The 12,596-nt window shown below is 59.5% G+C and carries 9 protein-coding genes; 1 reads left to right on the forward strand and 8 read right to left on the reverse strand.

The window, feature by feature from the left end; translation table 11 throughout:
- Window positions 1-163: 163 nt before the first annotated feature.
- Complete coding sequence (locus AYX22_RS12880; protein WP_207593803.1) at window positions 164-5,071, forward strand: DUF4082 domain-containing protein; 4,908 nt, start codon at window positions 164-166, stop codon at window positions 5,069-5,071.
- 38 nt (window positions 5,072-5,109) lie between these two features.
- Here AYX22_RS12880 and AYX22_RS12885 read toward each other — a convergent pair whose 3' ends face one another.
- The 8 genes from AYX22_RS12885 to AYX22_RS12920 all read right to left on the reverse strand — a co-directional run bounded on the left by AYX22_RS12885 (window position 5,110) and on the right by AYX22_RS12920 (window position 12,554).
- Window positions 5,110-5,859 (reverse strand): ABC transporter permease, encoded by a 750-nt coding sequence (locus AYX22_RS12885; protein ID WP_207593804.1) that lies wholly within the window; start codon window positions 5,857-5,859, stop codon window positions 5,110-5,112.
- Window positions 5,856-6,542 (reverse strand): ABC transporter ATP-binding protein, encoded by a 687-nt coding sequence (locus AYX22_RS12890; RefSeq protein ID WP_207593805.1) that lies wholly within the window; start codon window positions 6,540-6,542, stop codon window positions 5,856-5,858. The genes AYX22_RS12885 and AYX22_RS12890 overlap by 4 nt, the downstream gene beginning before the upstream one ends.
- A 20-nt stretch (window positions 6,543-6,562) precedes the next feature.
- A complete protein-coding gene (locus AYX22_RS12895) occupies window positions 6,563-7,426 on the reverse strand; it encodes a hypothetical protein (protein WP_207593806.1) in 864 nt (287 codons plus the stop codon).
- Window positions 7,427-8,249: 823 nt separating this feature from the next.
- Complete coding sequence (locus AYX22_RS12900) at window positions 8,250-9,020, reverse strand: SAM-dependent methyltransferase (protein ID WP_207593807.1); 771 nt, start codon at window positions 9,018-9,020, stop codon at window positions 8,250-8,252.
- A 34-nt stretch (window positions 9,021-9,054) separates the two neighbouring features.
- Window positions 9,055-9,195, reverse strand: a complete 141-nt coding sequence (locus AYX22_RS12905) for a hypothetical protein (protein ID WP_207593808.1) — start codon at window positions 9,193-9,195, stop codon at window positions 9,055-9,057.
- A 302-nt stretch (window positions 9,196-9,497) separates the two neighbouring features.
- On the reverse strand, window positions 9,498-10,526 hold the full coding sequence (locus tag AYX22_RS12910; RefSeq protein ID WP_207593809.1) for a hypothetical protein: 1,029 nt from the start codon (window positions 10,524-10,526) through the stop codon (window positions 9,498-9,500).
- Entirely contained in the window at window positions 10,523-11,746 is a 1,224-nt protein-coding gene (locus AYX22_RS12915; RefSeq protein WP_207597578.1) for an MFS transporter, read from the reverse strand. Before AYX22_RS12915 ends, AYX22_RS12910 begins: the two co-directional genes overlap by 4 nt.
- A gap of 85 nt (window positions 11,747-11,831) precedes the next feature.
- Window positions 11,832-12,554: a hypothetical protein gene (locus tag AYX22_RS12920; RefSeq protein ID WP_207593810.1), complete on the reverse strand. Its 723-nt coding sequence runs from the start codon at window positions 12,552-12,554 to the stop codon at window positions 11,832-11,834.
- Window positions 12,555-12,596 lie beyond the last annotated feature (42 nt).

Below are 12,596 nucleotides of genomic sequence, written 5' to 3' on the forward strand. Positions count from 1 at the left end.
GGATCCGGTCCCGATCTTCGGAACGTCGAGCCAAGTGCACAATGCCCCATGTTCATAACTGAAGATCTTGGTTTGACCCTGGCTGGGGAGCGGCAAGCAGGGCCCGTGTATGAAATCGCGGACCCGCATATGCATTTTCGGCGCGCCACCCCCAGGAGTTCTGATGCCCGGTACTTCAGCCAACCGACCCCAGCGAGTCCTCAAGGGTTTCCTCGTGCCCTTGGTGATCGCCACGGTGGCGGCCCTCTTGCCCCTTACTGCGCCAGCGGCGGTGGCTGCGGGTCCGTGCGACCCTGTAGTGAACGCCGTGGTGTGCGAGAACTCCAAGACGGGAAGTCCCGCCTCCGAGTGGGATATTGATGGTGCCGGCGACGATACAATCCAGGGATTTTCCACGGAAATTAGTGTCAACGCCGGCCAACCCATCCGCTTCAAGGTGGACACTAACGCGCCCAACTACACCATCGCGATTTACCGGACAGGCTGGTATGCGGGCAATGGAGCCCGAAAGGTCGCCGATGTCACGCCGTCAGTCCTCAGGCAAAACCAGCCAGCTTGCCGGACTGATGTCACCACCGGAATTTACGACTGCGGCACTTGGGCGGTATCTGCAACGTGGCAGGTGCCCTCCACGGCCGTATCGGGTGTCTACATTGCGCTCCTCCGTCGTCCCGATACGGGCGGCATGAGCCACATCACGTTCGTCGTCCGCAACGATGGCAACCGTTCTGCCGTGGTCTTCCAGACCGCGGACCAGACCTGGCAGGCGTATAACTCCTACGGCGGGGCTGACTTTTATCAGGGGGTGAACGGCCGCGCCTATAAGGTCAGCTACAACCGTCCCGTGGCAACCAGGGGAGGTCCGGATGGCCGGGACTTCTATTTCGCCAACGAATACCCCATGGTGCGTTTCCTGGAACAGAACGGCTACGACGTCAGCTACATCAGCGGCCTCGATGCTGACCGCAACGGCGGAGAATTGCTGAACCATAAGGTATTCCTGTCAGTAGGACACGACGAATACTGGTCAGGTTCCCAACGGGCCAACGTCACGGCGGCGCGGGATGCAGGGGTGAATCTCCAATTCCTTTCGGGCAACGAAATGTATTGGAGGACACGGTTTGAGCCATCGATCGTTGACGGTGCCGCCAACCGGACGCTGACCTGTTACAAGGAAACATGGGCAAATGAAAAGATTGATCCCACTGCCCAATGGACGGGCACGTGGCGTGATCCCCGCTTCGCGGCCCAAGCCAACGGCGGCGGCCTGCCCGAGAATGGCCTGACAGGCACGCTGTATATGTCCAACTTCTCAGACCTGCCCGTGACGGTGTCCGCGGAAGAAGGTAAGACCCGGCTGTGGCGCAATACGCCTTTGGCGGCGCTTCCCGCCGGTTCATCCGCAGCGCTGGCTCCCCATACTGTGGGATACGAATCAAACGAAGACCTGGACAATGGATTCCGTCCAGCAGGTTTGATCCGGTTGTCCACCACAGTGGGCAACGTTCCACAATATCTTCAGGACTTTGGAAACACCGTGGCTCCAGGGACTACCACGCATAATCTCACCCTGTATCGGGCAGCCAGTGGCGCGTTGGTCTTCTCAGCGGGCAGCGTCCAGTGGACCTGGGGCTTGGACCAGATGCACGACGGCAATGGTGCTCCCGCCGATGCCCGCATGCGGCAGGCGCAGGTCAACATCCTCGCCGACATGGGTGCGCAACCCGCCACTCGCGCGGCAGGACTGGTCGCCGCGGTCGCCAGCACCGATACCACCAAGCCCACCGCCGCCATCTCCGCACCAGCCAACGGAGCTACCGTGACGCACGGCAGCTCCGTCACCGTTACGGGCACTGCCACGGATGTGGGTGGCGTTGTGGCTGGCGTCGAAGTGTCCACCGACGGTGGAACCACCTGGCACCCCGCCACGGGAAAGCAGAGCTGGACCTATACGTACATCCAGAAGGGCCTCGCTACGGCCACCATCCAGGCGCGGGCCATCGACGACAGCGCCAACATCGGTGCCGCCGCCACCAGGAACCTGACCCTCAGCGGACCGTACAGCGTATTCGGCCAAACAGTTCCTGTGGTCAAAGACTCAGGTGACGGTGGAGCCTACGAAATGGGTCTGCGGTTCACACCATCGGTGGACGGCTTTATCACCGGCGTCCGCTTCTACAAGAGCACCGCCAACACCGGCACGCATACCGGCTCATTGTGGAGCGCAACCGGCGAGCGCTTGGCGACAGCCACGTTCACCAATGAAACGGCGTCTGGCTGGCAAACAGCCCTGTTCAGCCAGGCCGTGCCTGTTGCGGCCGGCCAGAAATATACGGCGTCCTATTGGGCACCCAACGGCCACTACGCCACCAAAGACCATCAATGGGCGAGTTTCGGTTCCACCGACGCGCCGTTGAAGGTTGCTGGTGGTTTCGGGGCTGAACCGGCGGGCGTCTACAGCACCTCGCCGGGATTCCCCACCACCAGCTTCAACGGTGGCAACTACTTCGCGGACGCGCTCTTCAGCACGGTAGACAGCTCCCCCATGACCGTCACGGGCCACTCGCCCATTCCGTCGTCGTCGAGCGTGTCCGTGAACACCAAAGTTAGTGCTGTCTTCTCCAAGCCCGTCACGGCGGCCAGCGTCCAGCTGACGCTGCAGTCGCCGTCGGGACCTGTGGCCGGCACTACGGCATACGACGCCGCGACGCGGCGGGCGACATTCACGCCGTCGAACGCCCTGGCGTTCAGCACCCAATTCACAGCGACGTTGTCAGGCACCGATTCGATCGGCGGCCCAGTCACTGCCGGAGGGACGTGGTCCTTCACCACTGCAGCGACGTTGCCTGTTCCGGGTTCTTGCCCGTGCAGCCTCTTCGATGATTCCGTCACACCCGGGATCGCCGAACTCCGTGAAGGCGTGCCGTTGACCCTCGGTGTGAGATTCTCCAGCGTATCGGCTGGTGAAGTGCTGGGTATGCGCTTTTACAAGTCCGCTGGGAACACGGGCACCCACAACGGAGCCTTGTACACCGCGGCAGGCCAGCAGTTGGCCACGGTGGCATTTACCAACGAAAGTTCCTCCGGATGGCAGACTGCGATGTTCAGCCAGCCTGTCCAGATGGCTGCCAACACGGAGTACATCGTGTCCTATAAATCGTTGACGGGTACCTACTCGGCCACCACCAACGGCTTCGGGTCAGGGCTCAGTGTTGGTCCGTTGCGGGCGGCATCGGATGCCGGGGCGTACACCTACAGCGGCGACTTTGCCGCCTCACGATCGACCACCAGCTACTTGGTGGACGTCGTGGTGACGGTACCGAATCCGCCATTCACGGTCGGCTCACACTCGCCGCTGCCAAACGCTTCAAGTGTTCCACTGAACACCGCAGTCAGTGCCGTGCTGTCCGAGGCCGCGGTGGCGTCCAGCGTCAGCATGGCAGTCAAGGTGACGGGTGGCGCCGCAGTTGCCGGCGCGACGACCTACGACTCAGCTACCCGAAAAGTCACGTTCACCCCCACCGCTGCCCTGACCGCAGGGACCTCCTACACGGCGACGGTAACGGCAACTTCAGTCTCCGGACAACCTATGTCCGCCGGCGGAACCTGGACGTTCACGACTGTTCCCCCACCGCGTACCCCGGGTGTTTGCCCCTGCACGCTCTACCAGGACACCGTGACGCCCACAACGCCCAACGCCGATGACGGTGTCGCGCTGTCGCTCGGTGTCCGGTTCGCCAGCGATACGGCGGGCCAGATCACCGGGGTGCGCTTCTACAAGGCGGCCGGCAACACGGGAACCCACACCGGTTCGCTTTTCACTGCAACGGGACAACTCCTCGCAACTGTGACTTTCACCAACGAGTCAAGCACTGGCTGGCAAACCGCAACGTTCAGCCAACCTGTCACCATCGACGCCGACACTGAGTACGTCGCGGCTTACAAGACTCCCACCGGCAAGTACTCCTACACTGCCGGCGGATTTGGTGCAGGTTTGACGAGCGGACCACTGCGCACTGCTAATGACTCAGGTGCCTTCAGCTACAACGGCGACTTTCCCGGAGCATCGTCCACGGCCAGCTATCTGGTGGACGTAGTGTTCGCTACGCCCGCCCAGCCACTGACGGTAACCGAACAGGTCCCTGCCCCTGGCGCCACGGGCATTCCGACGGACGTTAGGCCATCCATCACCTTCTCGTCCGCCATCAACCCAGGAACATCGTTCACCCTGACGGCGAACGGCACTCCTGTAGCCGGTGCAGCTGCCCTCTCTGCGGACAGCCGGACCGTCACGTTCACCCCCACCGCGGCGCTGCCCAACAGCACCGTGATCTCGGCCAGCGTCAGTAATGTCGTCTCCCAACAGGGGCAGTCGTTCCCGACTACCAACTGGCAATTCACCACTGCGGCGCCCACCGTCCAGGTGTCCACGATCTTTGGATCGCTGACGCCCCAGATAGTTTCCGCGTCCGACTTCATGCCTGTGGAACTCGGTACTGCTTTCAGTGTTTCGCAGGCAGGGAACGTGACAGGCATACGTTTCTACAAGGGGGCCGGCAACACCGGAACCCACGTGGGTTCGTTGTGGAACTCGGCAGGTACGCGCCTGGCGCAGGTGACCTTCACCAATGAGACCGCCACGGGCTGGCAAACTGCCACCCTCTCCGCACCAGTCGCGTTGGTGACAGGCCAAACCTACGTAGTGTCCTACAGGGCACCCAATGGCCGCTACTCCTACACCTCAGGGTTCTTCAACCAGACTTACACCAGCGGGGTGTTCACCGCCAGTGGCCCGAACAACGGCCGCTACCGGTATGGATCCGGTGGCGTCATGCCGGCCAACTCCTGGAACGCGACCAACTACTTTGTCGATGTGGTGTACTCCTTCACCACCCCGGCGCAGCAGCAGGCTGCACCCGCTCCGTCGCCCACAGCTACTCAGACGGCCTCGCCCACACCGTCACCCACGGCAACGGCGACGGCTACTGCTTCCCCGGGCCCCTCGCCCAGTCCGACTCCCAGTCCAACCCAGTCGGGTGGGTTGCTCTGCGGGCTGCTGGGTACATGCTGAGGGTCTGCTGAGGCCAGCAGTATGCCGCCACCGAATACTCACCTTTCTTGGGAGACTTTTTCGGCAGAACGAAGGAGGACGTGTGCGAGTGTAAGGCCAACGACACACCACACAAGAGCGGCCAATACTGCGACCCCCCAGCCTTGACTGTCCTCCATTCTTAGCCAGCCAACTTGATAGGTAAGAGGGTTGAGCGCGGAGATAAGTTTGATGTACGCGGGCGCGGAATCCAGAGGATAAAAGAGCGGCGCAGCCAGAACCACCGGAAGTGTGGTCAGAGTGACTATCAGATCTCGCTTGGAGTAGGACTGGATTCTCGCTCCGGTCGCCGCACCGAATCCCACCCAGCCGCCTACGACCAAAGCGCCGATGAGCAAGTAGGCGCCCATATCCAAAGCGGTGAAAACTCCACCTCCGAAGATCAGCCATGCCACGAGAACCAGGAGCAGGACCTGGGCAGAGAATATCAAGACAGCGCATGTGACCAAGCTGAACAGGTATCCAGAGGTGCGACCACCTTGCATCATGAAAATAGCAAAGACACCCCATTTCCTGTCATTGGCCACATCGCTGACTGCGGCGGTGGCTGCCCGGAAGGCGACCAAGCAGATGACTCCGGACAGGACAAAGTTCGAGTAGTTGCCCTCACCCAAATCCATCGCTCCCCCAAGCCCTCCGCCCAGAAGAGCGAGATAGGCGATGGGTTCAATAAAGCGTCCTATATACACCGAACGCCAGTTCCACATTGAGAGAAAATGGAACTTGGTAAGAATCAGGGACCGAATCACGACTGACCCACCCGTGAGAGGTAGGCGTCCCAAAGGTCCTCGGACTGGGGGACAACACTCATGAATTCCCCCACAGGAAGATCCGAGATCAGGCTGCCATTTTCCATTGCGATGACCCTTGTACATCGGCTGGAAAAACGTGATGTCTCATGCGTGCTGATAATGGCGGCGGCACCATCGCGGCGGCGCCGCTCCAAGTAAGCAAACACTTCAGAAATTCCTGAGGGATCGAGACCTGTTGTAGGTTCATCAAGGATCATCAGGGGAGGATCTCCGGCCATGGCTCGAGCGATCTGGGTTCGACGAAGTTCCCCTCCCGACAAGGTCTCGGCAGTTTGATCAAGATACGGGGTCAGCCCCATGGCCTCACTGAGTTCCATAAGGTCCTGGCGCCCCCTCCGCAAGAAGCTCTTTTGGCGAAGTTCCAGTCCAAGGGCGATGTTCTGCCGTACGGTCAGGGACCAATCGATGATTTCCCTCTGGGGGCACCACCCTATTTCATCAACATCAACACAAAGTTCGACACTCCCCTTATCGGGCCTCGTTAGCCCACCGAGCATGTCAAAAAGTGAAGACTTTCCCGCGCCATTGTGACCCACAACGGCAATCACTTCACCTGACTCAATTTCCAATGAGACTCCGTCAACAGCAGGGCGCTCTTTACCTTTGTAATGTTTAGTCAAGTCTGAAGCTCGAATTAGAGTCATCGCATTAGTTCCATCTCAATAAAATTGGCAATGCATTCAGTACTGGTACCATCGGGGTATCGAACAGCAATTGCTTCAGCAGGTAACAAACTCTCCAGCAGCTCCGCGGGCGCACCACTGAACCACCCCAATTTTGGTGTTGACACGGATTCAATCACCATTTCACCCCCAGTTTTTGACAGGACCAGAACAAGATCAACACAACCCCCAGGTGAGTTACTTTCCCCCAGAATATCTTCAGGATGCACAAGTGCCACGAGTCCAGTATCCGGAGAGACCGATAAACGATGGTCAAAAGACGGGAGCGACGGTATCAGCTCGACCAAAGTGGACCGACGGAAGCCCAGCGGCATCTGAAATGTCTGGGCAGCGCTGTTAGCTGCCTCAAATATCATCAGGCTGTCACTGACAAGCTTCGATCCACGACGACAAAGTTCAAGCATCGTCGAGGTCTTCCCGACGTAGTGGTCTCCAATAATGGCAAGGACCCGGTCATCGGGGAGTCGGACTATCGCACCTGGATGACTTGCCAAGCGACCCCAAAGTCGGGAATGCAAAAATGGGGGAAGCGGGGAAGGCACTGTCGACCATGAAGTAAATTCGGAGACTTCCGGCGGCAAGCCATCGCGGCAAATGGTGATTCGCTTCCTCAGCCCATCCTTTGAAAGCAGACTTTGGAAGAACCCGCGCTCTGGCCAGTCCAGGCACTGGAGATGAACACTGACCTCAGGAGACGCACTGGGGGAAACAAACTTGCGGTAGAGGAACTCCAAGTCTTCGAAGTCGGCGGCTGTGCATGTAACCTCTACACCGACGCCAAAGAATTCCAAGAGCAGCATCTTTCCGAGGTTTGAATCCACGGATGGTGATCTCCCAGTCATTGTCTACCTTCCACGAGCACCAAGATTGCCTCCTGTGCCTGTGCCAAGTGAGTGCGGACATCAAACGAGATCTTGATGGTGCATGGCCCTAGCTTTTCAACATCGAAGTCCTCAGACGACTCCACAATGACAGTCCAAACCCATGCGGGCATCGCGGAACTAATAGCCGCACCAAAGTCCCTGGGATGCAGCGCCGCGGTAATGCCAGTGGGAGTATCAAATTTCTTCGCCTTAGACATAAAGGGCGCCAGCCATGGAGTCCGCTGCAGGGTAGCTTGCCGAATGCCCACCGGGCGCGTGAACGGGATGAAGCAGTGTTGAGCGGTTACAGGAACGGTATCGTCCGAAACGAAATGCCACCCCTCCTTGAGGAGGCCCAGCAGCAAAGAAGATTTCCCTACGGTTGAGGCGCCGTGAATGAGTAGGGCACGGTCAGGATCATCCCGCGGGGTTGCTGCGCAACCGTGGACCGTCCGCATTCGCGTCGACAGTGGAGGAAGGCCGAAGGGCGGCAAAGGAGTCGGCACCACCGACCTATTCACTGACGCGTTTCGCCAGACGCCTTCCTCGTCTTGTATCAAAACAACCTGGTCGTCCGCGACGTCCCACGTGAAGGGAACTGTGGGCGATCTCAGCCACAACCTGAACTCGGGCTCAACGTCGCTGGGCGCACTCCGATAGTCCTGAAAGTAGTAGTCAAGGTGGGCCCGATCATCATCATGATCAACGCGACACTTGGACCCCCCAAAAGTTAAAGCTCAACGACCCGCGAGATATCTTCTCGCCCTCGATACCGGCCCCCCTAGTCATAAATGCCGTCCACATACACACTGCAACCCGTATGGATGGACGAAACAAGGGTCTCAATATCTCCAACGGAGACAACTGCCATCTCTGGGCCCATATCGGAACGCCATGGGGACATAATCAGCGTGCACATACGATCTGCCGGATAGGAAGCTTTCACATATTCAAGCAACGGCATCAAGCGGGCCACTCGGTTCCCATTAATCCTCAGACTATCCGTACCAAAGTCCCCGACCTGTGAGAGCAATAAAGGGAATCTGGGATCAACAGCGACCTCATGCTGCATGAAAGTAGCCGCTTCGTACAGTTGCACTCCAGCATCAAACCGCTTACCAAGATCGATAAGTACCTGATCCACAAATGACGTCGCTGGCAGTGCCTTTGCTCGGAACCCCAGACTGGAGCATCTCTCGAGAAGGTTCCAGCCACTATTGACCAGGAAGAGCGGATGACCGTATGTCATGAAAGCAACCGACCCAAGGAAATGGTTGCGTTCTACATGGTCAAAAACAAATTCCTCCATGAGCTCGTAGGCCGTGACTGCATGATCAGTTGCTTCATAAGTCGACTGTAGATTGATAATATTTGATGTATATTGTTCGCGGATTTCTTTATCAAATGCGGTCAAGTGAAGGATAGTTGCGCAGCTGCGCAAAGCCTCATCAGTTTCTATAGTTCTCCGATTGAATCCGCCGATGCCAAGACCGACGAGGTAAAGGTCGGCCTTGGCATCAGGGACACGGAGATCTTCTCGCAAGTTTCGCAAGAAATACTCCTACACTTTAGCGGCTTGAAAGGACTTACATCTGAGTGAACTGGCGGTGGCCGCCACTCGCCTTCACTGTTTCTTCGATGGTCGGCACATAGACGGGAATGTAGGTTGAAGCGTCCGGCGAAACGAGAACTTCGTCAACTTCGACATTCTTTTCGAAAGTAGTCATTGCTTTCTCCTTCTTCAGTTGTGCCCGCAGGTAGCGTGACGTGACTCACGGTAACAGCAAAGGACTTGTTTGACAATTCATTAGATTTGGCGGAGCCCAGTTGACTTCAATTTTTAGAAGTATGCATATGACTTGCATCTCTGCCACATTTATGAGTTGAAACGCTTTTGCTGTTGACTTGCAATTGAATGGCCGACGTACTACTGCATATAATTTATGTCAATCGCGCACTGTCCGGGCTGAGGTGCCAGGTGGCAGGAGCAGATGTCCGACTCGCGGTGAATAACCCGCGCCTAGTGGGCTCAGCGGACGACGCTTGGAGACCACGCGTGGGCGATGAACAGGCTGGGCTGTGAGCCCGGTTCGGTGCCAAGCTGCCAAATGTTGCTGTCGCCCTCCACTGCATCATCTGCCAAGCCATAGAGCAGGTTCCGGTCATCCAGCCATTCGATCTGGTCATCCACGCTGCGCTTTTCCGCAAGAACCGTTTCCCGACCTGACGCGAGGTCAAGGACGGCGACCTTCCAATGGGCCACCAGCCCTCCGCCGTCGTTCTTCTTGTAAGCGATCCGAGTACCGTCAGGAGAAATCGACGGGCACTCCACATGGTCGTGAATGGCGGTGAGGGTTTTCGCGGACAGGCTCCCCCGGACCAGCCAGATACGGCCCGACGATGCCGCTGTGGCGTAGAAGACATCACTCTGTCCTGGCGCGAAGGTCACTCCCCAGATGTTCCTGTCCGTGGCAACCAGGCGCTCACCGTTAACCATCAACGCGAAGTCCTCAAGGTTTCCGGACGTACCCCCGGGCAAACTGATTTCAGTGGCTGTGGAAAATCCCGAAGCAGCGTAGGAGTGACCCGTGACAAAGACGGTAGTAGCGATCATGGAGCCGTCAGCGCTGACCCGGGTCCTGCTCGGAATGCCCGGGAGGGGCCATGAACGCTGGATCTGCCAGTCGCGGTTCATGACTGCTGCTTCGAAGGCGGTCACCAGCCCGCGGTTCGTCTTCAAGCACACTACAGTTTCGGCCGTTCCATGGACGCGGTCGCACTCTTGTTCACTCACCGCCCGGGTACCGCCCGGAGCGGACAGGGGCACAGTTGCCGCGTTGCCATAGCCCTGGCCCGACGCCGTGTTCCGGAAAAGGACAAAAGGGGCAGCCGGAAGCGGCTGGCCAGCAGTGATACCTACGGACGAAGCCTCGGTCCTGCTCTCTTCGAACCGCTGGTAGGCGCCCACCGCATAGATTCCGGCCGCTGCCAGCACGAGTGCTGTCACGGCGAGGAGAACACCCCACCGCGCCTTGCTGCCGGTCAGTGTCCCACTCATGCCCCGCTGCCCGCGTCCTGTTGTGCGGCTGGCCTGGCACTTCGCAGGATCACGGTGACAGCCACCACTGCACAGGCCAGGAGTCCGCTGGCCACCACCATCGCCGTCGACGCTCCCACGGCATACCAGAGCACGCCAAAGCCCGCGGAGGCGGTCATCCGGCTCAACGCCACCACCGTTTGGGCTGAAGCAATTCCTGTAGCAAGCTTCCCCGCCGGCGTGAGTTGGCTGGCCAAGGCGGCCAGGACGCCATCGGTTGCGGCGTAAAACGCTCCCAGGAGGACCAGGCACCCCACCGTGCCCCACAATCCACCGAAAGGCGCCGCAGCGAGAAGGTATGTTGCCAGCAAGGCGATATGCCCGCCCACAAAAACCGGAATTTTGCCCACCCTGTCAGCCAGCCGCCCCAGCGGAATTGCGAGGGCAAGGAACACCACATTGGTCCCGACGAACAACAACGGGAACCACTGGACGGCGAACGAGTCCCTGGCCTGCAGAACCAGGTAGATGAAGCCATCTCCGATGGTCACCACACCCAGAAGGCCTGCGGCGATCAGCAGCTTGCCCAGCCCCGGTTCCTTCAAATGGCTCCACGAAAAGGCAAAGAGACGCCGGTCCTCCCGTCCCTCAGTGCTCTTCAGGCCGTGGGCGCGGATATCCGGCACCACCAGTGCCAGGACGGCGACTCCGATCACCGCGAAGGCAAGAGACACCACAAAGACGGTGCTGAATCCGTTGGGAATCATCAACAGGACAAGGAAAGCGATCAACGGCCCGGCCGCAGCCCCTATATTGTCCAGCATTCTGTGAACGCCAAAGGACCGCGCCAAATGTTCTGGCTGGGCGGAGACCGAGATCAGTGCGTCCCTTGGCGCAGTGCGAATTCCCTTGCCGATTCTGTCGCCGGTCACAATGGCCGCAATCGCCCAGAAACCACCGGCAAAGAGGAAACCGATTCTGGCAAGCATGGAAAGGCCATAACCGGCCAGCGCTATCCGTTTGGGGTGCCCGCTGCGGTCGGCTGCCCACCCGGCCGCAATCCTGACGATGGCACTGGCGCCTTGGTTGATGCCGTCGATGAAGCCAAACGCGATAGTGGACAGCCCTAAAAACCCCGTCACGTACAAGGGAAGGATTGCCGTGACCGACTCGGAAGAAACGTCCGTCACCATGCTCACCATGCCCAACCAGAGGATGACCGGGGACAAACGGAACGGCACCTCCGCCGCCAGTGCCGTTGCGTTGTTCCGTGACTTGTCCCGTTTACCGCCGCTGTGGTCTGAAAGCGAAATGTACATCGATTCCCTACTCCGCCCTCGTGTGCAGGCTGCCCAGCAGCTGGAAGCGCGAGTTGCCGGTTCCCGTGGTGGCCACTGAAACCGTTACCGTGTCAGCGCCCCGCACAAAGCGTGCCGCTACCGCACCGTCCGGGGCCGGCGCGTCCTCGGTCCAAAAGCCGTGTGACACCAACGATTGGCGGAAGGAGTCCAGGACCTCAGCCCTCGGCTTGGCAACAATGCCATCCGCTGCCAGCTGGAGGATGTCACCGGACGTGGAAACCGAGGTGGACCCAATCGTAGTCCCGGCCGGCAGCGACAGGACGCCGTCGGGCCAGCCGTCCACCAGCTCGCCCGACGCACTGCCGGGCTCCGGAAGTGCACCAGTGATGAGCGGTGCCGGCGCGGAAGGTTCAGGTAAACCTGTTGGCGTGGCAGTGACGGGAGGCAGGACTTCGAGGGGCTTGGCCGTAGACGGCCCGGCATTGCCTTCTGCTCCGCTTGTCCCGTTTCCGCTGCCCTCGGTAGCTGTGCCCCCGGTTGCGCTGTTCGCAGCGTCAGGAGCCGGACTGCCGGATGTCGGCGCGGTCGCGCCGGTGGAACCGGCGCCCGCGGCAGGGGTGGAACTGGACGACGGCGGAGCTTGCGCGGACGTGGCTCCCTGCCTGGCCATCTGGTCGAAGACTACGGCCACGGCGGCAATGAGCACAGCAAGGCAGATACCTGCTATGACCAGCCGCCGCGCCATCATGGCGTACCCGGACCGGATGGGCCGCGGAAGCGGCAGTTGGAT

This window comes from Arthrobacter sp. D5-1, from assembly GCF_017357425.1.
Lineage (GTDB): Bacteria > Actinomycetota > Actinomycetes > Actinomycetales > Micrococcaceae > Arthrobacter.